Annotated in this window: 27 protein-coding genes; 15 read left to right on the forward strand and 12 right to left on the reverse strand. The window is 71.4% G+C overall.

Annotated features, from left to right (window positions below; all coding sequences use genetic code 11):
• Nucleotides 1-24: 24 nt before the first annotated feature.
• Together OG214_RS32515 and OG214_RS32520 are read right to left on the reverse strand one after the other, a co-directional pair.
• Nucleotides 25-573 (reverse strand): hypothetical protein, encoded by a 549-nt coding sequence (locus OG214_RS32515; RefSeq protein WP_405986722.1) that lies wholly within the window; start codon nucleotides 571-573, stop codon nucleotides 25-27.
• 454 nt (nucleotides 574-1,027) lie between these two features.
• Complete coding sequence (locus tag OG214_RS32520) at nucleotides 1,028-1,351, reverse strand: hypothetical protein (RefSeq protein WP_363081646.1); 324 nt, start codon at nucleotides 1,349-1,351, stop codon at nucleotides 1,028-1,030.
• Nucleotides 1,352-1,621: 270 nt separating this feature from the next.
• On the opposite strand from OG214_RS32520, the gene OG214_RS32525 reads away from it, so the two are divergent.
• Nucleotides 1,622-2,236: a PadR family transcriptional regulator gene (locus OG214_RS32525; RefSeq protein ID WP_363081645.1), complete on the forward strand. Its 615-nt coding sequence runs from the start codon at nucleotides 1,622-1,624 to the stop codon at nucleotides 2,234-2,236.
• A 123-nt stretch (nucleotides 2,237-2,359) separates the two neighbouring features.
• On the opposite strand, the gene OG214_RS32530 is transcribed toward OG214_RS32525, so the two are convergent.
• Nucleotides 2,360-2,554, reverse strand: a complete 195-nt coding sequence (locus OG214_RS32530) for a hypothetical protein (protein ID WP_363081644.1) — start codon at nucleotides 2,552-2,554, stop codon at nucleotides 2,360-2,362.
• A 343-nt stretch (nucleotides 2,555-2,897) separates the two neighbouring features.
• Between OG214_RS32530 and OG214_RS32535 the strand changes: the two genes are divergently transcribed.
• The 4 genes from OG214_RS32535 (at nucleotide 2,898) to OG214_RS32550 (ending at nucleotide 5,960) form a co-directional block, all read left to right on the forward strand.
• Nucleotides 2,898-3,482, forward strand: a complete 585-nt coding sequence (locus OG214_RS32535; protein WP_363081642.1) for a Clp protease N-terminal domain-containing protein — start codon at nucleotides 2,898-2,900, stop codon at nucleotides 3,480-3,482.
• A 53-nt stretch (nucleotides 3,483-3,535) separates the two neighbouring features.
• Nucleotides 3,536-4,549, forward strand: a complete 1,014-nt coding sequence (locus OG214_RS32540; protein ID WP_405986723.1) for an EamA family transporter — start codon at nucleotides 3,536-3,538, stop codon at nucleotides 4,547-4,549.
• A 218-nt stretch (nucleotides 4,550-4,767) separates the two neighbouring features.
• Entirely contained in the window at nucleotides 4,768-5,772 is a 1,005-nt protein-coding gene (locus OG214_RS32545) for a DMT family transporter (RefSeq protein WP_405987680.1), read from the forward strand.
• 29 nt (nucleotides 5,773-5,801) lie between these two features.
• Nucleotides 5,802-5,960 carry a hypothetical protein gene (locus OG214_RS32550; protein ID WP_405986724.1) on the forward strand — a complete coding sequence of 53 codons (159 nt, stop codon included), beginning with the start codon at nucleotides 5,802-5,804 and terminating at the stop codon, nucleotides 5,958-5,960.
• A 53-nt stretch (nucleotides 5,961-6,013) separates the two neighbouring features.
• Here OG214_RS32550 and OG214_RS32555 read toward each other — a convergent pair whose 3' ends face one another.
• The gene (locus OG214_RS32555; protein ID WP_363081638.1) at nucleotides 6,014-6,712 is read right to left on the reverse strand and encodes a pyridoxamine 5'-phosphate oxidase family protein; all 699 of its coding nucleotides are present in this window, start codon (nucleotides 6,710-6,712) and stop codon (nucleotides 6,014-6,016) included.
• A 35-nt stretch (nucleotides 6,713-6,747) separates the two neighbouring features.
• On the opposite strand from OG214_RS32555, the gene OG214_RS32560 reads away from it, so the two are divergent.
• The gene (locus OG214_RS32560) at nucleotides 6,748-8,079 is read left to right on the forward strand and encodes an aminotransferase class I/II-fold pyridoxal phosphate-dependent enzyme (RefSeq protein WP_405986725.1); all 1,332 of its coding nucleotides are present in this window, start codon (nucleotides 6,748-6,750) and stop codon (nucleotides 8,077-8,079) included.
• 67 nt (nucleotides 8,080-8,146) lie between these two features.
• Here the strand turns inward: OG214_RS32560 and OG214_RS32565 are convergent, their stop codons facing one another.
• The gene (locus tag OG214_RS32565) at nucleotides 8,147-9,214 is read right to left on the reverse strand and encodes a DMT family transporter (RefSeq protein ID WP_405986726.1); all 1,068 of its coding nucleotides are present in this window, start codon (nucleotides 9,212-9,214) and stop codon (nucleotides 8,147-8,149) included.
• 74 nt (nucleotides 9,215-9,288) lie between these two features.
• On the opposite strand from OG214_RS32565, the gene OG214_RS32570 reads away from it, so the two are divergent.
• Nucleotides 9,289-10,197: a LysR family transcriptional regulator gene (locus OG214_RS32570; protein ID WP_363082924.1), complete on the forward strand. Its 909-nt coding sequence runs from the start codon at nucleotides 9,289-9,291 to the stop codon at nucleotides 10,195-10,197.
• Nucleotides 10,198-10,329: 132 nt separating this feature from the next.
• Here the strand turns inward: OG214_RS32570 and OG214_RS32575 are convergent, their stop codons facing one another.
• Together OG214_RS32575 and OG214_RS32580 are read right to left on the reverse strand one after the other, a co-directional pair.
• Nucleotides 10,330-10,827, reverse strand: a complete 498-nt coding sequence (locus OG214_RS32575) for a Rieske (2Fe-2S) protein (protein WP_363082925.1) — start codon at nucleotides 10,825-10,827, stop codon at nucleotides 10,330-10,332.
• Nucleotides 10,828-10,901: 74 nt separating this feature from the next.
• Nucleotides 10,902-13,070 (reverse strand): prolyl oligopeptidase family serine peptidase, encoded by a 2,169-nt coding sequence (locus OG214_RS32580; protein ID WP_405986727.1) that lies wholly within the window; start codon nucleotides 13,068-13,070, stop codon nucleotides 10,902-10,904.
• A gap of 110 nt (nucleotides 13,071-13,180) precedes the next feature.
• Between OG214_RS32580 and OG214_RS32585 the strand changes: the two genes are divergently transcribed.
• The 7 genes from OG214_RS32585 (at nucleotide 13,181) to OG214_RS32615 (ending at nucleotide 19,658) form a co-directional block, all read left to right on the forward strand.
• On the forward strand, nucleotides 13,181-14,071 hold the full coding sequence (locus OG214_RS32585; RefSeq protein ID WP_405986728.1) for a HipA family kinase: 891 nt from the start codon (nucleotides 13,181-13,183) through the stop codon (nucleotides 14,069-14,071).
• A complete protein-coding gene (locus tag OG214_RS32590) occupies nucleotides 14,068-14,451 on the forward strand; it encodes a DUF3037 domain-containing protein (protein ID WP_363082928.1) in 384 nt (127 codons plus the stop codon). The genes OG214_RS32585 and OG214_RS32590 overlap by 4 nt, the downstream gene beginning before the upstream one ends.
• Nucleotides 14,452-14,678: 227 nt before the next feature.
• A complete protein-coding gene (gene fabG / locus OG214_RS32595; protein ID WP_363082929.1) occupies nucleotides 14,679-15,440 on the forward strand; it encodes a 3-oxoacyl-ACP reductase FabG in 762 nt (253 codons plus the stop codon).
• Nucleotides 15,441-15,519: 79 nt separating this feature from the next.
• Nucleotides 15,520-16,299, forward strand: coding sequence for an SDR family oxidoreductase (locus tag OG214_RS32600; protein WP_382855266.1), 780 nt, complete (start codon nucleotides 15,520-15,522; stop codon nucleotides 16,297-16,299).
• Nucleotides 16,300-16,436: 137 nt separating this feature from the next.
• Nucleotides 16,437-18,017: an ABC transporter substrate-binding protein gene (locus OG214_RS32605; RefSeq protein ID WP_363082931.1), complete on the forward strand. Its 1,581-nt coding sequence runs from the start codon at nucleotides 16,437-16,439 to the stop codon at nucleotides 18,015-18,017.
• 171 nt (nucleotides 18,018-18,188) lie between these two features.
• Nucleotides 18,189-18,872 carry a uracil-DNA glycosylase gene (locus OG214_RS32610; RefSeq protein ID WP_363082932.1) on the forward strand — a complete coding sequence of 228 codons (684 nt, stop codon included), beginning with the start codon at nucleotides 18,189-18,191 and terminating at the stop codon, nucleotides 18,870-18,872.
• A gap of 213 nt (nucleotides 18,873-19,085) precedes the next feature.
• Nucleotides 19,086-19,658 (forward strand): hypothetical protein, encoded by a 573-nt coding sequence (locus OG214_RS32615; protein WP_405986729.1) that lies wholly within the window; start codon nucleotides 19,086-19,088, stop codon nucleotides 19,656-19,658.
• Nucleotides 19,659-19,703: 45 nt separating this feature from the next.
• On the opposite strand, the gene OG214_RS32620 is transcribed toward OG214_RS32615, so the two are convergent.
• Entirely contained in the window at nucleotides 19,704-20,171 is a 468-nt protein-coding gene (locus OG214_RS32620; RefSeq protein ID WP_405986730.1) for a hypothetical protein, read from the reverse strand.
• 126 nt (nucleotides 20,172-20,297) lie between these two features.
• Entirely contained in the window at nucleotides 20,298-20,816 is a 519-nt protein-coding gene (locus tag OG214_RS32625; protein WP_405986731.1) for a DinB family protein, read from the reverse strand.
• Nucleotides 20,817-21,028: 212 nt separating this feature from the next.
• On the opposite strand from OG214_RS32625, the gene OG214_RS32630 reads away from it, so the two are divergent.
• On the forward strand, nucleotides 21,029-21,937 hold the full coding sequence (locus OG214_RS32630; protein WP_365902805.1) for a Gfo/Idh/MocA family oxidoreductase: 909 nt from the start codon (nucleotides 21,029-21,031) through the stop codon (nucleotides 21,935-21,937).
• Here the strand turns inward: OG214_RS32630 and lnt are convergent.
• From lnt to OG214_RS32645, 3 genes are all read right to left on the reverse strand, one after another.
• Nucleotides 21,858-23,510, reverse strand: a complete 1,653-nt coding sequence (lnt, locus tag OG214_RS32635; protein ID WP_405986732.1) for an apolipoprotein N-acyltransferase — start codon at nucleotides 23,508-23,510, stop codon at nucleotides 21,858-21,860. The genes OG214_RS32630 and lnt overlap by 80 nt on opposite strands.
• 168 nt (nucleotides 23,511-23,678) lie before the next feature.
• A complete protein-coding gene (locus OG214_RS32640) occupies nucleotides 23,679-24,152 on the reverse strand; it encodes a nuclear transport factor 2 family protein (protein WP_405986733.1) in 474 nt (157 codons plus the stop codon).
• Between the two features lie 91 nt (nucleotides 24,153-24,243).
• On the reverse strand, nucleotides 24,244-24,759 hold the full coding sequence (locus OG214_RS32645) for a discoidin domain-containing protein (protein WP_405986734.1): 516 nt from the start codon (nucleotides 24,757-24,759) through the stop codon (nucleotides 24,244-24,246).
• Nucleotides 24,760-25,188: the final 429 nt, after the last annotated feature.

Here is a 25,188-nt window from a genome sequence, read left to right on the forward strand (position 1 = left end):
GGAGCCGAGTCACGAAGCGGAGCGTTAGCGGACATCCCACTCGCTGGTCGGAACGCAGTCGTGCATCGTGCCGGCCCAGTCGTCGAACCTCGCAACGAGGAACATGCGAGTCAGAAGGACGTCTCCTGCCCGCTGAGCGCGCACCATGAAGCCGAACTCGTCCGATACCGCGTCGCCCTCGACGGACATCGCGGGACTCATGCCCTGCTCGGTCACGTAGTCGAAGACCCGCTCAGTGAGCTCGGACGGCTTCTGCCCGACCAGCCGGAGGGTGTCCAGCCATACCTGGGGACCCCATAGAGCGTCGACGGCTGCGCAGGCCAAGACGTCGGAGTCCCGGTAGTAGAGCGTGACAGCGGTCGACCATCCGGGCGCGGCCGCCGCCCGGAAGTCGGCACGCCGGGTCAGGGCGCCATGGCGTGTTTCGGTCTGCAGCAGGGGGCTGGTGAACCCCTGGGCTTCCATCGCCGCGACCGACTGCTGGTGGCTCATGCCGAAGCGCAACGGTCCCACGCTCACGAATGGGGTGAAGTCCCACCGCGCCCGCTCGGCCTCATCGACAACCTGCCACACCCGGCATCAGCCTCCCTCACCCGTGCCCCGAAGATCGCTCCGCCGATCCCTTCGGGGGCATCGCCGAGGCGCAGTTCCACCTACGTGACGTTGGTGGCCAGCCGGCTCCGCCGTCCACGACCCTCGGGATCCTCTTCCACCCCCAGATCGTCGCTCTTACCGGACTTCTGGCCAACAGGGAGTGGGCCCGGAGAGCCAGACGGTCCGGACATGTTGGTTGGTTGGCTGGGGAGGTCACGCCGGAAGACGTGTTGCCCAGGCCGGTCCGAGTCGGACATCACTGACGGGTCACGCAGTGACAGCAGTGCTGCGTCTGCTCCTGGCGCGGCATGCCGAGCACCAGAGGGCCGACACCTCTGGGCGGGACGAGCTGAATGTCCATACGGACATGATCGCAAAGGGGTTTTCGCTGCCCAGCCTCGGCTGCCCGTCGCCCTGCTTGGGAGTGCTGCTCCTACAGCACGGCAACGCATGACTTCAGATCAGCGGCCAGGAAGACCAGGTGGGTGCCTTCCGCAGTATCGACTTGTCCCAAGGCGACGGGGTCATCTCCCGCACGCCGAAGATTCGGCAACCCCTGTTCGAAGTCCTTGCAGGTGGAGACGGCGTCCAGCGCCATGCATTCCTCCCGCCATACGTAGATGTCGAGGTATCGGTGAGCCGACTGCAGCTTCTCCCACACTTTGAAGGCTGCCCCGGCCCGCAAGGCTAGGGCAGCCGCATTGGCGGCATCGGTCGCATGTCGTTCGAGGGCAGTGGCCAGGTCTGCGCGATTCACGACGTGCAGTATGGCGCGCCGCAGGCGCCCCCCGTCGCCTGGCCAAGACGGACTAGAGCATCGAGAGCGGCACCAGATCACCCGCGGCAGTGGCCTGCCTGCCTGGTCAACCTTCGATGAGACGAAGCAGGCGGTCGTCAATGTTCGGTGAGACCGGTGAATCTTCGCTGAGACAGGACAACCGTCGATGTGAAGGGAATGCTTGCCGTTCGATGTGTTCCGATATATCGTTGACGCATCGCGACAGATCAACATGAGAGGAGCGTAGCGATGCGTTCACATGGACATGAGCATGGTCATCACGGGCCGGGATCCGGTCACTGCGGGCCCGGTCACCAGGGCCGCGGCGACTTCGAGGGGCGGCGCGGGGCCTTCGGGCCGTTCGGTCCGCCCTTCGGTGGTCCGTTCGGTGGTGGCGGACGTGGTCGCGGCGGTGGCCGGGGCCGGGCGCGCCGCGGCGATGTGCGCGCCTCGATCCTGGCGCTGCTGAAGGACCGGCCGATGCACGGGTACGAGATGATCCAGGAGATCGGCGAGCGCAGTGGCGGGGCCTGGCGGCCCAGCCCCGGATCGGTGTATCCGACACTCCAACTGCTGGAGGACGAGGGTCTGATCGCCAGCCGGAGCGAGGGCGGCAAGAATCTGTTCACGCTCACCGAGACCGGGCGCGCCGAGGCCGAATCGGGGCCCGACGCCCCATGGGAGGAAGCGGGACGCACCTTCGACTGGGACACCGTGAACGAGATCCGTCAGGCCGGGTTCGGGCTGATGGAGGCGTTCGGGCAGGTCTGGAAGACCGGTACGCCCGAGCAGCGCCAGAAGGCACTCGGGATCATCAACGAGTCCCGGAAGAAGCTGTATCTGATCCTCGCCGACGAGGACTGACCAGCACCGACGAGGACCGATGTTCCGCCCGCCGGTTCGTCCGGCGCGCGCGGTACGTACGGACATGGGCCCCGCGGCTCCGGGCGAATTCCAGGGGCCCATGCGCGTGCCCGTGTCCGGCCGTCAGACCCGGTCGGTCGAGCCGAGCCGCCAGAACACCGCCGAGTCGAACCAGTCGGAGGCCCGTGGATACGGCCCCTCGTCATGGCAGTGGAACGCCGCCCAGAAGATGTCCCCGCGCAGCGCGTCGGGCGGTGCGTACACGCGGTAGACGTACTGTCGCCCGTCCACGGCGAGCAGGGCGACCATCCAGTACAACGAGACTCTCCTCCTGGCCGCCGCGGTGATGGCGCGTCCGTACGTGTCGGACGCGAGGGCGCTCCATGACGGTTGCGCATGGACAGGGGGGAAGGCGGGGGGAGACGGGGGAGGGCGGGTGAAGGACAGCGGTGAAGTACTGCGGTGAAGGGCTGCGGTGAAGGGCGGCAGGGTCGGGAAAGCGCGTCGGGAAGGCAAGGCGGCGCGAGTCCCCTGGGGGAGAGAGGCCGCGATCTCCTACGTAAGGAGGAGAACCCGACCGCACGCACCCAACTCCGGTGGGACCCGGAAATGCTCCCCACCGGGGATGTCACGCGCGGAGGGGGTCTGATGGGGTGGGAGGGTGCAAAGCCCTCTTCCGCGGGTGCCGGACCAGACCGCACCGACCCGAGCCCACAGCGCGCCGGCGCGTGCCGGCGCCGAGCGGAGACGCGCCGCGGCCGAGGCCCGGCTCACGGCGGAACTGGCCGCCGCCCTCGCGGGATCGCGCCGCAGGGCGCTGCGCGACGGTGACGCGCAGATCGACACGGCTCATCTGCTGCACTCGCTGCTGGAGGCGGACCCCGAGGTACAGGCGGCGTTCGACAGCAATGACCAGGTGGTCAGGGTGCTCGGTTATCTCGTCCAGCGCAGCATCGGCTACGGACTGCGCTGGCAGCGGACGGTGGAGGACTCGGGCGCCGTACCCGTGGTGCGGGAGCGGGCCATGAGCGGCTGGTCGCCACAGGCCGTCACCGCCATGCGGCGCGCGCTGGAACATGCCGCGCGCCACGGCGAACCGCGCGCCCGCGGGCTCGATCTGCTCGCCGCGCTCGTCTCGGACCGGGAGTGCCGGGCGGTCGATGTGCTCGTACGGGCGGGGGTGGACGCGGAGTCGCTTGCCGGACGGCTGTCCCGGGAGCGGGGGGAGGGCGCTCGACAGGTGTAACCGACAGGTGTGACAAGGATGTCGCTCCTGACGCCACCTGTCATGATGACGCCATGCATGCGTCTCAGGGGAGGAGCGTCGGCCTGGGCATCGCCCTGGCGTCGGCGTTCGCGTTCGGCGGTTCGGGTGTCGCGGCCAAGCCGCTCATCGAAGCGGGGCTCGACCCGCTCCATGTGGTCTGGCTACGGGTGACCGGCGCCGCGATGGTCATGCTGCCGCTCGCCTGGCGCCACCGTGCCCTGCTGCTGCGCAGGCCCGCGCTGCTCGCCGGCTTCGGTCTCTTCGCGGTGGCCGGCGTACAGGCCTTCTACTTCGCCTCGATCTCCCGTCTGCCCGTCGGGGTCGCGCTGCTGATCGAGTACCTCGGGCCGGTGATCGTCCTGCTCTGGGTGCGTTTCGTCCAGCGCCGGCATGTCACCCGCGCCGCCGCCGTGGGCGTGGTGCTCGCGGTGGGCGGACTCGCCTGCGTGGTCGAGGTCTGGGCCGGGCTGAGTGTCGACCCGATCGGGTTGCTGCTCGGGCTCGGCGCCGCCGGCTGCCAGGCGTTCTACTTCATCCTGGCCGACCAGGGCAGCGGTGGTGAGGACGCGCCGGACCCGCTGGGTGTGATCGCGTACGGGCTCCTCGTCGGCGCCGTCGTACTGACCGTCCTCGCCCGCCCCTGGGACATGGACTGGTCCGTGCTCGGCGGGAGTGCCGACATGGGCGGCTCCGAGGTGTCCGCCGGTCTGCTGCTGGGCTGGATCGTGCTGATCGCGACCGTGCTCGCCTATGTGACCGGTGTCGTCTCGGTGCGCAGACTCTCCCCGCAGGTGGCGGGCGTGGTCGCCTGTCTGGAGGCGGTCGTCGCGACCGTACTGGCGTGGGTGCTGCTGCGGGAGCATCTCTCGGCGCCGCAGATCGTCGGCGGCGCCGTCGTGCTCGTCGGTGCCTTCATCGCGCAGTCGACGACACCGGTGGCGCCGAGTACGCCGTCGGGACCGGTGGCGGGCGGACCCGGCGGGGAGCGGACGGCGAAGACGTCCATGGGCGAGACACGGTTGTCCGCCGAGCGCACCACGCCATAGGGTGCCGATCATGCATTCGACCGTACTGCCGCCTCCCGCCGCTTAGCGCGGGCGGCCATCCGCTGACGAAGACCGGGCCGGGGCAGGGCTGTCCGCCGGACAGCCACTGGTTCCCGTACGGTTCGTCGCTGCCCGCGTGACGGAGCTGAGCGACCATCCACCCGTTCTTCACACGGAGACGTCACGTGTCGAATCCTTCTTCCGCGCCCGCTTCCGGCATGCCCGCCGGATCCGGCGTGTCCGGGCCCGGCTTGCCCGTCGGGCGGGGCCTGTTCTTTCTGATCATCGCCGGGATCGCCTGGGGGACCGCGGGAGCCGCCGGCTCACTGGTCTACCGGATCAGCGATCTCGGCCCACTCGCGCTCTCCTTCTGGCGCTCCGCCGGCGGGCTCGTCCTGCTGCTCGGCGCGCTCGCGCTGCGGCGGCGCCGTGCGCCCGTACCCGCGGAGCCACTGCTGTCCGCGGAGCCGGCGCTGTCCGCGGAGTCACCGCGCCGGCGGCTGCTCCGTACCGTCGCGACCGGCGTCGGTCTGACCGTCTTCCAGAGCGCCTATTTCGCCGCCGTCGAGGCGACCGGTCTCGCGGTCGGCACGGTGGTCACCCTCGGCGCGGGTCCCGTGCTCATCGCGCTCGGCGCGCGCCTCACGATGGGGGAGCGGCTCGGCGGTGGCGGTCTGATCGCGGTGACCGGCGCGCTGGCCGGTCTCGGAGTGCTCGTACTGGGCGGGGAGAGCGGCACCGTACGCCCCGCCGGGGTGGCGCTGGCGATCCTGTCGGCGGCCGGATACGCGGGGATCACCCTTCTCACCCGGCGGCTCGGGCGGGACGGTGGCGGAGCCGACGCCATGACCACCACCGCCTGGGCCTTCGCCATCGGCTCGGTCCTGCTGCTGCCACTCGCCGTGGGCGAGGGTCTGATGCCGCACACCGCGGAACCGGTGCGGGTGATCTGGCTGCTGGTGTACATCGCGGCCGTGCCCACGGCGCTCGCCTACGCCCTCTACTTCGCGGGGGCCGCGGTGGTGCGTGCCGCGACCGTCTCCGTGATCATGCTGCTGGAGCCGGTGAGCGCGGCGGTGATCGCGGTCGTCCTGCTCGATGAGCGGCTGACCGTCGCCACCGTGGCCGGCACGCTGCTGCTGCTCGCGGCGGTGGCGGGGCTCGCACTGGCGGAGGCCAGGACCGCGGCAGTCCGGCGCAGGGCCGCGGCGGCGCTGGTCTGACGTAGGACGACGGCGGGGGCGCGGATCCGATGTCCGTGATCCGCGTCCCCGCCGTGCGCGCGGAGCTGATGTCCATGATCCGCGTCTTCGCCCTGCGCGCGGATCTCATGTCCGTCACCCGCGTCCCCACCGTGCGGGAGGGCGCCTCCGCGCCGGAGAACGACTCGCGGTACGGAGGGGCCCTCTGAGCACGCCGTACGGAGCGGCCTCAGCGCATGGCCTCAGCGCACGGAGGGATACCTCAGAGCACGGAGAGATAGTCGGGAAGGGCGACGGCCGGGTCGAGATCGTCGGCCGGCACCGGAGCGCCGTAGCCGCGCGCCAGGGGCACCACCCCGGCCCAGTGCGGCAGTCCGGCATCCTCGGGGTCGTCATTGGGGCCGCCGGTACGGACCTTGGCGGAGACCTCGTCGAGATCGAGGCGGATCACGGCGGTCGCGGCCAGCTCACGGTCGTTGGCGCGGCGCGAGTCGTACGAGCGGCCGGGCACGACATGGTCGACGATCGCGTCGAGGGCGGCGCGCCGCTCCTCGGCGTCGGTCACCTGGCGGGCGATGCCATGGACCACGACGGAGCGGTAGTTGATCGAGTGGTGGAAGGCGGATCGGGCCAGGACCAGACCGTCGACATGGGTGACGGTCAGACAGACCGCCAGCCCAGGAGCCTCCGTACGTCCCGAGTCCGTACCGCCCGCCATACGCAGCGGACGCGACCCGGTCGAGCCATGGACGTACAGCCGCTCGCCCACCCGGCCGTAGAGCGTCGGAAGGACGACCGGTGCTCCGTCGCGGACAAAACCGAGATGGCAGATATACGCCTCGTCGAGGATGGCGTGCACCAGCTCATGGTCGTACGCCGCCCGCTCCCTGGCCCGGGTCGGGACGGTCCGTGCGGTGGGCCGGTAGGCGGCGGGGGCGCTCGGTGGCGCGGTCTCCGGCATTGCGTCCTCCATTGCACTAGTGCATAGTATGCTTTGTGCTAGGAGAGTATCGGATTGCGGGTCGGGGCGCGGCGGAGATTTCCGCGAGCGTGGAGCGCGCGGTCGGCGCGGGTGAGCTGACTCCAGGTCAGCTGCTGCCCCCGCTGCGGGAGTTGGCGACACGGCTCGGGGTCAACCCGAACACCGTCGCGGCGGCCTACCGCACCTTGCGTGAGCGCGGGGTGATCGAGACCGCGGGGCGCCGGGGCAGCCGGGTGCGACCGCGCCCGGCCAGTACGGCCCGTGGATCGATCAGGGTCGACGCGCCTCCGGGCGTACGGGATGTCTCGGAGGGCAATCCCGATCCGGCCCTGCTGCCGCCCCTGCACGACGCTCTCGCCGCCGCCGCGCGCCATGACGCGCGGGAGCCGGGGCTGTACGGACAGCCGCCCGTGGACGCGGAGTTCGCGCGGCTGGCCCGCGCGGATCTCGACGCCGACGGGGTGCCCGCCGGGCCCGTCGCCGTCACCTCGGGGTCGCTGGACGCGATCGAGCGGGTACTGGCCGCCCGGCTGCGGCCGGGTGACGCGGTCGCCGTCGAGGATCCGGGCTGGGGCAGTCTGCTGGATCTCGTACCGGCGCTCGGACTGCGGCCCGTACCGGTGGGGCTGGACGACGACGGACCGCTCCCCGCCGATCTGGACCGCGCGCTGCGGGCCGGGGTCCGGGCGGTCGTGATCACCGACCGCGCGCAGAATCCCACGGGGGCCGTGGTGGGCGCGGCCCGCGCGGAGGAACTGCGCGCCCTGCTCGCGACCCGTCCCGAGGTGCTGCTCATCGAGGACGATCACGGCCACCGCATCGTGGATGTGCCCCTGCACCCGCTCGCCGGGGCCACGGAGAGCTGGGTGCTCGTACGGTCCACCGCCAAGGCGTACGGGCCCGATCTGCGGCTCGCGGTGCTGACCGGCGACACGGAGACCGTGGACCGGGTCCTGGGTCGGCAGCGGCTCGGCCCCGGCTGGGTGAGCCGGCTCCTCCAGCGGGCCGTCGTCCATCTGTGGACCTCGGGAGCCGTGGACGCGCGGGTGGTGGCCAGGTCGTACGGGCTGCGCCGGGACGCGCTCGTCACGGCCCTGGCGGAGCGGGGAGTCGAGGCGCACGGCCGCAGCGGGATGAATGTCTGGGTGCCGGTGGCCGACGAGACCGGCGCGGTGGCGCGGCTGCTGCACACGGGCTGGGCGGTCGCGCCCGGGGCGCGCTTCCGGATGGCGGCGCCGCCGGGCGTACGGCTGACGGTGTCGTCCCTGACGGACGAGGACATCGGCCCTGTCGCCGACGCGCTGGCCGCGGCGGCGGGACCCGCGCCCGCGCGCAGCTACGGCTGACCGCGCGGATGCTGACCGCGCGGTCACGGCTGAGCCGGCGCGCAGCTGCGGCTGATCACCCGCACACCTATGGCCGACCGCCCGTGGACTTCGGCCGACCGCCCGCGGGCTTCCTGGCCCGGCTCTGGGTGAGCGCGGCCCCGGCGAGGATGATCAGAGCGCCGACGGGGGTGTTCCAGGTCAGTTCCTCATCGAGGAGCGTGACTCCGGCCGCGGTGGCGATGACCGGGATGAAGTAGGTGACCATCGTGCCGGTCGTGGGTCCGACCTCGGCGACCACCCCGTACTGGAGCAGGATCGCCAGACCGGTGCCCAGCGCGCCGAGCACGAACACGGAGAGCAGCGGGAGCGCCGGGAACGAGGTCGGCAGTGTGGTGAACAGCGGTGTGACGAGGGCCAGTTGCGCTGTGGCGATCAGGAGCTGCGCACCGGTCAGGGAGAGATGGGAACTGCTGCTGCCCGCCAGGGTACGGCGTACGTAGATCCAGCCGACCGGATAGCTCAGCGAGGCGAGCAGGGCCATCGCCGTACCTGTGAGGTCGAGTCCGGAGAAGCCCTGCCAGGCGCCCAGTACGGTCAGCACGCCGAGGAAACCCAGGCCGAGGCCGGCGACCCGGCGGCGGGTGGGGCGGTCCTCGGAGAGGGCGACCAGGGAGAGCGCCATGCCCCACAGCGGCGAGGTGGCGTTGCAGATGCCCGCGAGTGTCGAGGGGATCGTCAGCTCGGCGTAGGCGAACAGCGAGAACGGCAGGGCGTTGAGGAGGAAGGCCGCGACGGTGAGATGGACCCAGGTGCGCCGGCCCCGGGGGAGCCGTTCGCGCTTGACGCCCATCGCGACGGCCAGCACCGCCGTACCGAAGAGCAGTCGGCCGAAGGTGACCTGGAACGGCGCGAAGCCATGGGTGCCGACCTTGATCAGCAGAAAGCTGAAGCCCCAGATGACCGCGAGCGCCGCGAACCGGACACGCCAGTCGAAGGCGAGGCGGGTACGGGGCCGGGCCGGCGTCGAGGGCGTCGAGGGCGCGGACGGGGAGGAAGGCGCGGACGGGGAGAGAGGCGCGGACGGCGAAGAAGGTGTGGACGGGGTGACCGTGGCGGAGGACGGGCCGGGGCGTGGCGGGGTGGCGGTGCTCATAGCGCACACGATGTCGTGGTCCATCTCGTAGAACAAGCGAGATTATGTCCACCCTTCTGGTTAGTATCGCTTACATGTTGAATCTGGAGCGGCTACGGACCCTGGATGCCCTGGCCCGCCATGGCTCGGTGAGCGGCGCCGCCGAGGGGCTGCATGTCACGACCTCGGCCGTCTCCCAGCAGATGGCCAAACTGGAGCGTGAGGTGGGCCAGCAGCTCCTGGCCAGAAATGGGCGCGGTGTGCGGCTCACCGACGCGGGAAGGCTGCTCGCCGATCACGCGGCGCGCATCCTCTCCCAGGTCGAGGTGGCGCAGTCGGACATCGAGGCCCAGCGCGGCCGGGTGGTGGGGGAGGTGCGGATCTCGGCCTTCCCGACAGCGGCCCGGGGGCTCTTCCCGGCGGCGATCCGCGCCCTGCACGAGGGCCATCCCGAACTGCGGGTCCGCTCGCGCGAACTGGAGCCCGAGGCCGGGATCCGGGGAGTGATCAGGGGCGATCTCGATCTCGGTGTGGTGCTGGACTGGAGCAACAAACGGCTGCCCGTGCCGGGTGGTCTGGCCACGGCCCACCTCCTCGACGACGCCGCCGATGTGGCCATGCCCGTGGACCATCCGCTCGCGGGGCGCCAGGAAGTGGATCTGGAGGAGTTCGCGGACGACGACTGGGTGTCCTGGCCGGAGGGCGAGTTCTGCCACGACTGGCTGATGTTCACACTCCGCTCGAAGGGGTTCGAGCCGCGGATCGCGCATCTCGCGGGGGAGTACCACACCCAGCTCGCCCTGATCGCGGCCGGACTGGGAGTGTGTGTCGCGCCGAGACTGGGGCGCGGGGCCGTCCCCGAGGGGGTCGCGGTCGTTCCCGTACGGCAGAAGATGCGCCGCCATATCCACGCCGTGTGGCGGATCGACGCGGATCGCCGTCCTTCGATCAGGGCGGCCGTCGAGGCCCTGTGCGAAGCGGCGCGGATGGTGGACGGCGGCTGACGGTCCCAGGACCGCTGATGGGCGGCTGATGTGCGCAACGGCGGGGCGAGGCGGGGACGGGGGCGGCCGACGGGCCCCACTCCCTGCCGACGAAGAGTGGGGCCCGTCAGCCGCCGGTCTTGTTGCCCGCCGTCAGGCGAGTGTGATCGAGTCGCCGGTGACCGTGATCGACGCGGCCGGCAGCGGCTGCGTCGCGGGCCCGGACTTCACACTGCCGTCGGTCACACTGAACTGGCTGCCGTGGCACGGGCAGTGGATGAGTCCGTCGGAGATGTCCTTCACGGCACAGCCCTGGTGTGTGCACTTGGACGAGAAGGCCTTGAACTCGCCCGCCGCGGGCTGGGTGACCACCACCCCCTTGTCGGCGAAGACCATTCCGCCGCCCTCCGGGATGTCGGTGGTCTTCGCGAGGACATCACCCCCGCCGGCGCCGTCCGCGCTGTCCCCGCCCGCCGCCGGATCCCCGGCCGCGGGCGAGTCGGCGGCCGGGTCCGACCCCGGCGCGCTGTCCGAAGACGTGCTGTCCGAACCGCCGCACGCGACGAGCGCCGCGCCCAGCCCCGCAGCTCCGGCCGCGGCGACCACGGTCCTCCGCGTCACGATCCGTGCGGACCCCTGCCATGCGGTCATACCCAGCTCCGTTCCGACGGCCGGCTCTCGGTCGGCCGGTTCACCGGAAGATACGCACACGAATACTGTGATGTTCAAGCACCCAGAGACTTTCTGAAGAAGTCGAGCTCCCGCAGGAGCAGCCGGTCCGCCACACCCTCCTCGGCCACGAGATGGCCCGTACCGGGCAGCGGCAGTACGGAGTGCGGCCGGCCCGCCGCGAGCAGGGCCGCCGAGAGACGGAGCGTATGTGCCGGGACCACATTGTCGTCGGCGAGTCCATGGACGAGCAGCAGCGGACGGGTCAGCCGTTCGGCGTACGGGGGCAGTGAGCTGCGCTCGTACGCGTCGGGCTGGAGATCCGGATGGCCGAGGTAGCGCTCCTCCCAGTACGTGTCGTACAGCCGCCGGTCGGCCGAGGGCGCGCCCGCGACGGCGGCGTGGAACACATCGGGGCGGTGCAGCACGGCGCCCGCCGCCAGATAGCCGCTGAACGACCAGCCACGGATACCGACCCGCGCCAGATCCAGGGCGTCGTACCGCTCGGCCGCCGCGTGCAGCGCGTCGATCTGGTCCGTCAGGACAGGCGTCAGCCGGTCACCGGAGATGGCGCGCTGCCACTCCACCCCGCGCCCCGGAGTGCCGCGCCCGTCGGTGGCCAGCACCGCGAAGCCCTGCTCGGCGAACCACTGGCACACGGCGGTGTACCAGGCGCTCGCCCGCGTGACGACCTGCATACCGGGTCCGGAGTACGGGCTGAGCAGCACCGGCAGTCCGCCCGAGCCCCTCTCGTACCAGGACGGCAGATGGAGCCGGGTGCGCAATTCCCGCTCGCCCAGCACGAGATGGACCGGCCGGGGGGTGACCAGGGGTTTTTCGGCGAGGACCGCGATCCGGCCGGCGGGCTCGCCGCCACGCAGCACCGTCACCCGCCGGCCGTCCGGAGTTCCGCTGTCGAGGACGAGCGTGTCACCCCCGGCGGCGGCCCGGTGCACACCGGGCTCGTCGGTCACCCTGATGAAGCCGCGCTCCGGTCCGTACGACCACACATGGACCTCGGTCGGCTCCTCGCTCGCGGTGAACCAGACCCGTTCGCCGGCCGCGCCGAGCACCTCACGGACATGGAGCCCGGCCGGGGCGGGGACCCCGCCGATCCGGATCGAGCGGGCGTCGCCGTGTACGTACGGCAGGACCGGCACGCCGGACGCGGTGTGCAGCGGCGCTCCCGCCGGGAACTCCACCCAGTGGGTGTCGGTGTGGCGGGACAGCGGTTCGACGGCTCCGGTCGCCGGATCCGCGCGCAGGATCCACACCGTGCGCTGGTCCCGGGTCTGGAGGCTGATCACCGGGCCGACGCTTTCCCACTCCGCGCTCACCACGTACTCGAAGGCGAGGTCCTGCCAGAGCCCCTTCGGCGCCTCCTCCTCGGGTGCCCGTTCGGGGAGCAGGACCGGTGTCTGGCCGCCCTCGACCGTGACAACACACAGCGTTGTCCGCGCGTTGGCCGTGCCCGCCACCGGATAGGGGATCGAGCGGGGCGGCCGGGCGGGGTCGGACGGATCACCGATGTACCAGCGCGCCACCGTCGAGGTGTCGACCCGGGCCACGAGGAGTGCGTCGCCCGAGGGTGACCACCAGTAGCCGCGCGATCTGCCGATGGACTCCGCGGCGGTGTGGTCGGCCAGACCGTAGGTCACCTCGGGCGCCTCGGGCTCGGCGAGCGGCCGGTCCTGACCGCCGTCGGTCCGTACGAGACGGAGGGTGCCCCCGGTCACATAGGCGACCAGGGTTCCGTCCGGGGAGGGGCGCGGGTCGGTCACCGGTCCGGCGGTGGGGATACGCCGGGGCGTGCCACCGTCCGTCCGTACCACCCAGAGCGCGCCTCCCAGCGCGAACGCCACCACGCGCGCCTCACGGTCGGTGGCGTACGCCACCACCCCCGTGGCGGTCTCGCGCGCCCGTTCGCGCCGGGTCCGCTCCTCCTCGGACAGCGGCTCGGGTCCGTCCTCGTCCCCGTACCCGCCACCATCCCCGTACCCGCTGAGCGTTGCCGGGTCGGCGAGCATCCGTTCCTCGCCGTTCTCGTACAGCCACAGAGGTGTGCGCGGATCGACGCCGGAGACGGACCGTACGAACAGCACGCGCTCGCCGTCCGGGGAGACCGTGAACCGGCGGGGGACACCGAGCGTGAAGCGCCGGGTACGGGCGAACTGACGGGGGAACGCGTTGTCTTCCACGGTCCGCGTGGACGGTGCGGGCAGCATGATCGGTGTGATCTCCGGGTTCTGTAGGGGCGGGGCGGGAAAACACGGCACCGTACGGTGCCGTCGGACATGGGATCGAGCGGCCGTCACCCCCGCAGTAACCTGGCGCAATGCTCACCGAAGTCACCGCGACCCGCTATGTCACGCCGTTGCGTGAGGGCGGGTCGCTTCCGGGGATCGTCGAGGCCGACGATCTCGGTACATACGTCATGAAATTCACCGGCGCGGGACAGGGCAGGAAGACCCTGGTCGCGGAGGTGATCTGCGGGGAACTCGGCCGCAGGCTCGGCCTGCGCGTCCCCACGCTGGTGCGGATGCAGCTCGACCCGGTCATCGGACTCTCGGAGCCGGACCAGGAAGTACAGGAGCTGCTGAAGGCGAGCGGTGGGCTGAATCTCGGTATGGACTATCTGCCGGGATCGCTCGGCTTCGACCCGCTAGCTTACCAGGTGGGTCCCGAGGAGGCCGGACGGGTCCTCTGGTTCGACGCCGTCATCAACAACGTCGACCGCTCCTGGCGCAACCCCAACATGCTGGTCTGGCACGGTGACTTGTGGCTGATCGACCACGGCGCCACCATGATCTGGCACCACAACTGGCCCGGTGCCGAGGCCTCGGCGGCGAAGCCGTACAACGCCTCCGACCACGCGCTCGCACCCTTCGCACCCGATCTCGCCTCCGCCTCCGCCGAGTTGGCGCCGCTGGTCACCGAGGAACTGCTGACCGGGATCGCCGCCGACGTACCCGACGAGTGGCTGGTCGACGAGCCGGGCTTCGACTCGACCGACGCGCTGCGCCGTGCCTATGTGGAGCCGCTGCTCGCGCGCGCCGCCACGGTCCATGAACGGATCGTTCTCGACGCGCCCACCAGGCCGGACGGTCCTTCGCGGGCGCCCGGCTGGCTGGCCGGCCGGCTGGACCCCACGGCGCGCACCACGCACTCCCGGACGCGGCGGACGCCGGACGAGCAGTCGAAGAACGAGAAGGACGGCGCCCAGTGAGCGACAAGGACGTCTACGAGTACGCGCTGCTGCGCGTGGTGCCACGCGTCGAGCGCGGTGAGTGCTTCAACGCGGGGGTACTCGTCTACTGCCGTGCCCAGTCCTATGTCGCGGCCAGGACCCATCTGGACGAGGCCAAGCTGACGGCCCTCGATCCGCGGGCCGATGTGGTGGGGGTACGGGCCGCCCTGCACGCGGTCGAGAGCGTCTGCCGCGGCGGTGAGCTGGCGGGGCAGGCGGCGGGGGACGACGCGGGCCGGCGGTTCCGCTGGCTGATCGCGCCGCGCTCGACGGTCGTACAGCCCGGTCCCGTACACACCGGATTGACGGCGGACCCGAGGGCCGAGGCGGAACGGCTGCTGGAGCTGCTGGTGCGCTGACGCCGAACGGCCCTGACGCCGAACGGCCCTGACACCGAGCGGCGCTGACGCCGAGCGGCCCGCGCCGACGGGCACGGCGGCCGTGTGACTTCGGCTTCTCGTCCCCCTGTCGGTCCCATGGGACGTTGACACCGGGTGCCGTGCCTTCTAGCGTCTCGAATGCTGAAGCGACTAAGCGGTCGCTCAGGCTTGAGAGTCGCGGATCCCTGAGGCGAGGAGAACAGAGGATGTCCACCACCGAGCAGCGCGTAGCCATCGTGACCGGGGCGGCACGTGGCATCGGCGCCGCCACCGCGCTGCGACTGGCGGCGGAGGGCCGCGCCGTCGCCGTACTCGACCTGGACGAGGCGGCCTGCAAGGAGACCGTCGGGAAGATCACCACGGCGGGCGGTACCGCGCTCGCCGTGGGCTGTGACGTCTCCGACAGCGCGCAGGTGGAGGCCGCCGTCGCGCGGGTCGCCGCCGAACTGGGGCCGCCGACGGTCCTTGTCAACAACGCGGGGGTGCTCCGCGACAATCTGCTCTTCAAGATGAGCGAGTCCGACTGGGACACCGTGGTGAACGTCCATCTCAAGGGCGCGTTCCTGATGGCCCGCGCCTGTCAGAAGTACATGGTGGACGCCGGGTTCGGCCGTATCGTCAGCCTCTCCTCCAGCTCCGCGCTGGGCAACCGGGGCCAGGCCAACTACGCCGCCGTCAAGGCCGGTCTCCAGGGCTTCACCAAGACCCTCGCCAAGGAACTGGGCAAGTTCGGTGTCACCGCCAACGCCGTGGCCCCGGGCTTCATCGTCACCGAGATGACGGCCCGGACCGCCGCCCGTGTCGGTATGGGCTTCGAGGACTTCCAGGCCGCCGCCGCGAGCCAGATCCCCGTCCAGCGCGTGGGCAGGCCGGAGGACGTGGCGAACGCCATCGCCTTCTTCGCGGGCGACGACGCGGGCTTTGTCTCCGGCCAGGTCATGTATGTGGCCGGCGGACCCCTCAACTGAGTCGGCGGACTCCTCAACTGAGGCGGGCAAGCGGGGACATGGGGACAGGGACATGGGGACAGGGCAGGGAGGCAGGGATATGACCGACGGGACGGAGCGGGGCCGGCGGGCGCCCGACAGCGGCAAGGTCGCGCTGATCACGGGCGCGAGCCGGGGCATCGGATACGGCGTCGCCGAGGCGTTCGTCGCCCGTGGCGACCGGGTGTGCATCACCGGCCGTGGCGAGGAGGCGCTCAAGGAGGCGGTGGAACGGCTCGGTTCCGACCGGGCGATCGGGGTGGCGGGCAAGGCGCATGACGAAGCGCACCAGGCGGTCGCCGTGGAGCGCGCCATGGAGGCGTTCGGCCGGGTCGACTATCTGGTCAACAACGCCGGTACGAACCCGGTCTTCGGCCCGATGGCCGAGCTGGACCTCAATGTGGCCCGCAAGGTGTTCGAGACGAATGTCGTCTCGGCGCTCGGCTTCGCCCAGCTCACCTGGCGGGCCTGGCAGCGGGAGAACGGCGGCGCGATCGTGAACATCGCGTCGGTCGCCGGGATCTCGGCGTCCCCGTTCATCGGCGCGTACGGCATGAGCAAGGCCGCGATGGTCAATCTGACCCTCCAGCTCGCGCACGAGTTCGCACCGGCCGTGCGCGTCAACGCGATCGCGCCCGCCGTGGTCAAGACACGGTTCGCGCAGGCGCTCTACGAGGGCAGGGAGAGCGAGGTGGCCGCCGCCTATCCGCTGGGGCGGCTCGGGGTGCCCGAGGACATCGGGGGCGCCGCGGCGTTCCTCACCTCGGACCAGTCGGACTGGATCACCGGTCAGACCCTGGTGGTCGACGGCGGGATCTTCCTCAACGCCGGGGTGGGGTGAGCGCGGGAGCGGACACCCGCCCGCGCCGGTGAACAGGGGCGTGGACGACCTCTCCAAAAGCCCCACCGGATCACCGTATTGATTCGGCCAACGCTGCGGTATGGTCTGCCGATCCATGGCTGAACAAGGAGTGTGAAGTGTTCAACCGGACCAGTCGGCAGGCCGCCGCGGCCCTCGCGTCCATGTCCCTTCTCGCGGGATGCGGCTTATTCTCGGACGACGAGGAGGAGGCGGCGCAGAAGATAACCGTCGGTACGACCAGTGAGCCGCCTACGCTCGATCCCGCGGCGTCCTGGGACAACGGCTGGGAGATGTTCCGCAACGTCTTCCAGACATTAGTCGCCTTTCCCACGGGCAGTTCGTATCCCCAGCCGGACGCCGCCCGGCACTGTGAGTTCGCCGATGTGTCGAACCAGGTCTTCCGCTGCACACTGCGCGAGGGGCTGACGTTTTCGGACGGCGACAAGCTCGACGCGGCGGCGGTCAAGCACTCCTTCGACCGGATCCTGAAGATCAATGTACAGGGTGGTCCCGCCGGTCTGCTGGAGTCCCTGGAGCGGGTGGAGACACGCGGCGACGACACCGTCGTCTTCCGGCTGAAGAAGCCGGACGCGACCTTCCCCTTCATCCTGGCCACACCCGCCATGTCCATCGTGAACCCGGCGGAGTACCCGCTGGGCAAGCTGAGACAGGACGGCAAGGTCAGCGGTTCGGGACCGTACGAACTCGCCTCTTACGCCACGGGCGACCAGGCGGAACTGACCAGGAACGAGCGGTACGCGGGGTTCGCCGACCGCAGGAACAACGGCGTCACGATCAAGTACTTCAAGGACTCCGGCACCCTCTTCGACGCGCTGAAGAAGGAGGAGATCGACGCCATCTACCGCGGTCTCACCTCGGAGCAGGTCGTCGAACTGGAGGAGAAGAAGCGGGAGAACGAGGCGCTCCAACTGGTGGAGACGGTCGGCGCCGACATCCGCTATCTGGTGTTCAACCCCGCGGACCCGGCCGCCGGGCAGCTCGCCGTACGGCAGGCGGTCGCCCAGATCGTGGACCGTGACGCGCTGGTCGCCAAGGTCTACCAGGGCACGGCGGAGCCGCTCTACTCGATGGTTCCCAAGGGCATCGCGAGCCACGCCACCAGCTTCTTCGACCAGTACGGCGACCCCGATGTGGACAAGGCGAGCGCCATTCTCGCGGAGCAGGGCATCGAGACCCCCGTACCCCTCACGTTCTGGTACACGACGGACCGGTACGGATCGGGCACGGCGGCGGAGTTCGGCGAGCTGAAGCGCCAGCTCGAAGCGTCGGGGCTGTTCAGGATCACACTGCGCGGCAAGCCGTGGAAGGAGTTCCAGGCCGGCTACCAGAAGGGGCAGTACCCCGTCTTCGGCCGCGGCTGGTTCCCCGACTTCCCGGATCCGGACAACTTCATCGCCCCCTTCGTGGGCAAGCACAACGCGCTGAGCACGCCGTACGAGAGCCCCGAGATCACCCAGACCCTGCTGCCCCAGTCGCGCAAGGTGAGCGACCGCGCGGCGGTCAACAGGCATTTCGCGCGGGCCCAGGAGATCTTCGTCGGGGACGTACGGCTGCTGCCGCTCTGGCAGGGCAAGCTGTATGTCGCCTCCAGGGACGACATCGCGGGCGGCGAGCGCGCGCTCGATCCGCAGACGGTGATGCAGATGTGGGAGCTGTACCGCAAGGCGAGCTGGTAGCGAGCCGCCGACGGGCGGGCGGGCCGGCGGGAGGGCGGGCGGACAGGGCCTGGGCGGCGCTCCGGCGCCCCGGCGCCCTGGCCGGCCTCCGGGTCGGGGGCGGGGGCCGTTGTCAGTGCCCACCGGTAGGTTCAGTGGTGCACAAGTGATCGCTTACCGGAGGTTGTTGACGTGACCGACACCGACATGCTGCCCGAGTCCTGGCGTGGCGTCCTCGGCGAAGAGCTGGACAAGCCCTACTTCAAGGAGCTGGCCGACTTCGTCGAGGAGGAGCGGGCGAAGGGGCCGGTCTATCCGCCGCGCGAGGAGGTCTTCGCCGCCCTCGCCGCCACGCCGTACGACAAGGTGAAGGTGCTGATCCTGGGCCAGGACCCCTATCACGGCGCGGGGCAGGGGCACGGGCTGTGCTTCTCCGTCCGGCCGGGTGTCAGGACGCCTCCCTCCCTGCGGAACATCTACAAGGAGATGAAGGAGGAGCTGGGCCACCCGGTCCCGGACAACGGCTATTTGATGCCGTGGGCCGAGCAGGGGGTCCTGCTGCTCAACGCGGTGCTGACGGTCCGCGAGGGCGAGGCCAACTCCCACAAGGGCAAGGGCTGGGAGAAGGTGACGGACGCGGTGATCCGCGCGGTCGCCGAGCGGCCCGACCCGGCGGTGTTCGTCCTCTGGGGTGCCTACGCGCAGAAGAAGCTTCCGCTGATCGACCAGGAGCGCCATGTGGTGGTGAAGGGGGCGCACCCCTCCCCGCTGTCGGCGAAGAAGTTCTTCGGGTCGCGTCCGTTCACCCAGATCAACGAGGCGGTGGCGGCGCAGGGCCACGAGCCCATCGACTGGCGCATCCCCGACCTGGGCTGACCACGCCCGGACCTCGGCTGACCACGCCGGACCTCGGCCGACGACGCCCGGTTACGGCGTGGGGCCGACAGGCGGCCGACAGGCTCGGGTCCGCCGCCCGAGCCTGAAGGGGATTGTTCACCACGGGAGCTAGCGTCATGTTTGTCGGATTTATCGGACAGGCATGCGGAGGCGGTTGTGAGGGAGCGGCAGGAGGCGTCGGAGGACGCTGTCATGACCAGGATCGGGCAGGCGGTCATGCTCTTCCACGGCGGCGACCGCGAGGAGGCACGGAACCGGTTCGGTGCGCTCTGGACGGAGATCGGGGAGGCGGGGGACCCGCTCCATCGCTGCACGCTCGCGCACTACATGGCGGACACACAGGACGACCCGGGTGATGAACTGGCCTGGGATCTCAGGGCGCTGACCGCCGCGGACGGGATGGAGGGACTGCACGGGGACGGGGGAGCGGAGGGGGACGGGGAGACGGCGGCGGGCGCCGACGGCGATGCGGGCACCGACGGGGGAGCGGACGGGGGTGGGGCGGGGGATGCCGGCGGGGGCGGGGCACGGGGTGCCGGCGGGGGACGGCCGGCGCGGGCCGGGAGCGGGCCGGCCGTGCGCGCCTTCTATCCGGCGCTCCATCTCAATCTCGCCGCCGACTATATGAAGCTCCAGCGGCCTGACGCGGCCCGGCTCCATCTGGACCGGGCACGCGACGCGGCGGACGCGCTGGGGGAGGACGGATACGGCCATGCCGTACGGGCGGGGATCGACCGCCTGGAGCGGCGGCTCCGGAAGCGGTGAGCCGTGGGGCGGTGGGCTCCGGAGCGGTGACGCCCGGGACGGCGGTCAATTCCGGTAGGTCCGGGCGCAGATACGGGCCTCGGGACTGTCCGCGGACCAGCGGCCGTAGGTCTCGCCGAGGGCGCAGAGATCGGCGAAGGTGGCCGGTGCCTCGACGGGCTCGGGGGCGCGCTGCCGCTCGGGCCGCTCGCGGGGGCGTTCCTTCCGCGGCGGTACGGACGTGTGCCCGCCCCGGGACCGCTCGGGGCCGGACGTCCGGCCGGGGGAGACGGTCCGCTCGGAGGCGGACCGGCGAGGTTCGGGGGAGGACAGCGGGGCGGGTTCCGGGCTCCGGGTGGGGAAGATCGCTTCCAGCGCCTCCCTGGCCGGTGCCTGGACGATCTGCGGTCGCGCGCCGCCGGCCCCGGGAGCCCCGCTGCTCGCCCCCGGCCGGGGTACGGATACGGGCGTCGGCCGCCCCTCCACGGACACACATCCGGAGACGGCCGTGACCACCATTCCCATCAGGACCATCGCTGCGCTTCTCGTTCGGTGCACTCGCGCAACTCTGCTGGTCGGGACGGCCGTTGGGGAGCGTAAGGGCGCGGATTGGCCCGGACGGGTGACACCGCGCCGAGGCCGTGGGCCCGTGGGCGCGGGTCAGTCGCCCGTCACGCCGTCGATCCGCTCCCGGATGAGGTCCGCGTGGCCGTTGTGCCGTGCGTACTCCTCGATCATGTGGGTGTAGATCCAGCGGAGGCTGAACGGCTCGCCCGTGTCCCGGTTCCGCCGGCCGGCGCCCAGGTGGGCGAGGGAGTGCGGAGCGGCCAGCTCACGGGCGCGGGCGATCTCGGCCCGCCAGGTGGTGTGCGCCTCGTCCCAGGTGTCGTCCTCGCCGGGATGGAAGTCCCCGTCCGGATCGGCGTCCGTGCAGTAGATCGGCCCGGCCTGCTCGTCGGCCAGTATTCTGCGGAACCATGTCCGCTCCACCTCGGCCATGTGCCGTACGAGACCCAGCAGGCTGAGTCCCGAGGGCGGTACGGAGGCCTCCCGGAGCTGTGCCTCGTCCAGCCCCGCGCATTTCAGCGCCAGTGTCTCGCGGTGGTAGTCCAGCCAGCCCTCCAGCATCTCGCGTTCGTCCGCGAGGGTGGAGGGTTCGGTGCGTTCGGTTGTCGTCATGGCGGTCATCCTCACGTACGGACCGGTGTCGTCGCGAAGCCTTATTCGCCGCGCACCCGCCGCGCACCCGCCGCGTACCTGCCGCGCGCCGACCGAGCACCCGCGCGCCCGCCGAGCACTCCTCTTCGCCCGACAGCGCACGTATGCTTCCGGGGCACCACGTCGGGCGAAGACCGGAACGCACCGGCGTGGACAGGAAGAGGGAGGCTCCCGTGAAGGTCGGCGTCATCGGGCTCGGCGACATCGCGCAGAAGGCGTATCTGCCGGTACTCACCACCCTGCCCGGGGTCGAGCCGCATCTTCACACCCGCACCCCGGCCACCCTGGCGAGGACCGCCGAGACCTACCGTGTCCCGGCAGCGCACTGCCACTCCGGTCTCGACGCGCTCCTCGCCCAGGGACTCGACGCCGCGTTCGTCCACGCGCCGACCGCCGTGCACGCCGAGATCGTGACCCGGCTGCTGGAGGCGGGCGTACCGACCTATGTCGACAAACCGATCGCGTACGAACTCGCCGACTCGGAGCGCGTGGTGGCCCTCGCCGAGGAGCGCGGCGTCAGCCTCGCCGTCGGCTTCAACCGCCGTTTCGCACCCGGCTACGCCCAGTGCGTCGAGCACCCGCGCGAGCTGATCCTGCTACAGAAGAACCGCGTCGGTCTGCCCGAGGACCCCCGCACCTTCGTCCTGGACGACTTCATCCATGTCGTCGACACCCTGCGCTTCCTGCTCCCGGGACCCGTCGAGCACACCGACGTACGGGCACGGGTACGGGACGGGCTGCTGCACCATGTCGTACTCCAGCTCTCCGGCGACGGCTTCACCGCCATCGGTGTGATGAACCGGCTCAGCGGCTCCACCGAGGAGATCCTCGAAGTGTCCGGGCAGGACACCAAGCGGGCCGTCCACGATCTCGCGACGGTCGTCGACCACAAGGGACAGCCCAGCGTGCGGCGGCGCGGCGACTGGGTGCCGGTGGCGCGCCAGCGCGGGATCGAGCAGTGCGTACTGAACTTCCTCGACGCCGTACGGGCCGGACAGCTCGTCAGCGCACAGGATGCGCTGCGGACTCATGAGCTGTGCGAGCGGGTGGTACGAGCGGTACTGGACCAGGCCGCTTCCTGAACGAGCGCGCGCCGTCCGTGGCGCAGAGCGCCGCCAGCACGGCGAGGGCCGCGTAGACCGCCCAGTCGCCGTACTCGACATACGGAGTCGTGCCCCGGGCCAGCGGAACGTCGAACACGCCGGTGGCGCTCCGGTCCGTACCGATCCCGGCGCCCACCCGCTCGCCGTCCGGCCCGAACACCGCGCTGGTGCCCGTCAGCGTGGCATGCGCCATCGGCCGGCCGGTCTCCGCGGCCCGCAGCGCCGCCAGCGAGGCATGCTGCTCCGGTGCCCAGCTCCCCTGGAACGTGGACGTCGAGGACTGCGCGACCAGGAGCTGCGCGCCGTCCCGGACCAGCCGTCTGCTCATGTCGGGGAACGCCGACTCGAAGCAGACCAGCGGCCCGAACCGCAGCCCGCCCCTGCCCTCGCCCGGCAGGACCATCACCACCTGGCGGGTGCCGCGCACGCGGTCCTCACCCGCCGCCCTGCCCACCGAGGTGGCCCAGCCCAGGGCGGCACGGGCCGGTATGTACTCGCCGAAGGGCACCAGCCGCATCTTGTCGTACGTATCCCCGGTCAGGCCGTTCGGACCGACCAGGACGGCGCGCTTGAATATCCCCGCCGTCCCCGCCGCGTCCGTGCTGCGCGCGTCGACATTGACGAGTATCTCCGCGCCGACAGCACGGGAGAGCACGGCGAGCCGCGCCGCCAGATCGGGTCTGGTCGCCAGATCCGCGGAGACGCTGCTCTCCCCCCAGACCACCAGATCGAGATCCTGCCCGGCCAGGGCGCGGGTCAGGGTCTCGCCCCGCGCGAACCGGCGCTCGCGGGCATCGGCGCCCTCGACGACGCCCGGCTGGACGACCGCGATCCGTGCCGTGCCGGAGCGCTCGGGCTCCGGCGCCCAGATCCACACCGAGATCACGGTGAGCGCGCACAGCGGGAGGGACAGGGCAGCGGCGAGATGCCGTGCCAGGCGTCCCGGGCCCACGGAATTCGACCGGACAGGGCCTGGGCGCGGTCCTGTCCGGGGGAGCGGGAGCAGCGCGGTGAGCGCGGTGTTCACGGCGGCCACCAGCAGACTCACCAGCCAGACACCGCCCACCGAGGCGAGCCGCAGGGCGGGAGCGACCTCCCACTGGCTGGCGCCGAGCAGTCCCCAGGGGCCGCCGAGTCCCTGCCAGGACCTGATCAGTTCGACCGCCAGCCACCCCGAGGGCACCACCGCGACGGCCGCCGCGGCGCGGCCTGGGGACGGTGTCCCGCCGAGCATGGACCGCACCAGCCACCCCCAGGGCGCCCACAGCAGCCCGAGCAGCGCGGCGAGCACGACGAGGAACACATGCAGGCTCGGCGCCAGCCAGTGATGCACGGCGATCATGAAGCCGATGCCGCCCAGCCAGCCGTCCAGGGCGGCGCGACCGCCCGTCGGAGCGGACCGTACGAGCAGCATCCAGGGCACCAGCGCGACATACGCGAGCCACCACAGGGACGGCTCGGGAAACGCGAGGGCGGGCAGTGAGCCCGCCACCATCGCGGCGGCGCCGCGCCACCACGGCGACGCCAGGCTCCGGCCGACCGGGGTCCGCATCCCAAGCGCCTCCTTGCCCTGCCGCCCCGCCCCCGCTGTTCTCTTCCCCCGGGAAACCGCACTGAAGCGGGAGGAGAGCGGGAGAAAGAGGCGGGCCCTTCGCGTCGGTCGATGCTGTGTCAGTCCCACCCGGGCCGGCCAATGCCTGCCCGGGTCGGCCGATGCCGGTCAGCCGATGCCGGGTCGGCCGGTGTCCGTGGCGGCCGAGACGCGCCGCCACTTCTCGTGGACGGACACCGTCCGCACCAGCCAGCCCGTGTCGCCCCGCAGCAGCCCGAACGAGTACCGTCCGCCGCTCATCAGCTCCTCGCCCGACTCGTGCCGCCGCGGGCTGAGATAGTCCGCGCTCAGCTCGGCGCGGTCGCCCGGATATCCGTCGGGACCCTGTATACGCAGCCGGCGGTTGACGATCAGCAACTGGTGCACGCTGTACGGGCGCAGGGTGCCGGCCAGCCAGTCGGCGACCTCGGCGGCCGAACCCTCGATACCGCCCGCCGCCGTGTAGTCGACGCGGCCGTCCGTGGTGAACAGGGCCCGGTACCCGGGCCAGTCGGCGTCGTCCACGGCCACCGCGTAATTGGTGATCACTTCATCGATGGCGAGACGGCCCATCACGGTCGCGAGATCCACGCGCTGTGTCATCGGCTCAGTCTCCGGCAGGAAGAGCCCCGGGCCAAGTGCCGCGCACACCGGTCACCCGTCGGGTGGCTCCCTTGCTCCGGGCGGCGATGTCTCATCGGCGGCCGAAGAACTCGATCTCGGCGACGGCGGGACGGCGGCCCTGCCCGCCGCCGTGGACACCGTCGATCGCCAGCCGTATCCGGACGACATCGCTACCCCGGACGTCGAAGGTCTGCTGGCCCGGCTCGTCCCTGAGCCTGATACGCCGCTCGGTGGGCGTGCCGTCCGAGGCCCGCAGGGTGACGGTCAGCGCCGCCGGCCGGGACTGGGAGAGGAACGCGTCCTCCTGGGCCGAACGGCCGGAGAAGACGACCAGTTTCAGGATCCGCACCGGCTGCTCGAAGTCGGCCTCCAGGAACTCGCCCTGTCCAGGGCCCGCCTCGGCGGGTGCCCAGAACCGGTTGGAGTACGTGTCGAACGCGGCGTCCGCCGGATGGTCCGGCTGCGCGCTGGACGCGCGGACCAGGCTGGGACGCAACTCCTCGGGGGTGCCGGTGCGGTCCCGGGTGAAGTCCAGAGCGTCGGAGAGATACGGGTGCGCGAACCAGACCGCCGCGGCCAGGATCACCAGGGTGAGCGGGACGGCGAGACCGGGGCGCCGCCACAGACGGCGCTTGGGACGGGTCCCGGCGGTCGGCAGGGCACGGCGTCTGCGGGCGAGGATCCGCCGCCACCACGGGGGCGGTACGTCGGGCGGCGGGCCGGGGTCGAGGAGCAGACCGCAGCGCAGACAGAGGACACGCTCCGGGGCGTTCTCCGTACGGCAGTTGGGGCAGCGGACGGGAGCGCCCCGAGGGGCGGGTGCCGACCGGGGCGCGGGCTCGGGCCCGGCGGGCTCTTCCCCAGGGCCGGGTACGGGCGTGTCCAGCCGGTCGCCGGGCCTGCGCGGACCGGCGGCGACGGGCGGGACCGGCAGGGGTGACGGGGATGACGGGGATGACGGGGATGACAGGGATGGTGGGGGCGGTGGGGTTCGCGGGGGCGGGGCGGACGGCGG

Source organism: Streptomyces sp. NBC_00872 (assembly GCF_045161915.1).
GTDB lineage: Bacteria > Actinomycetota > Actinomycetes > Streptomycetales > Streptomycetaceae > Streptomyces.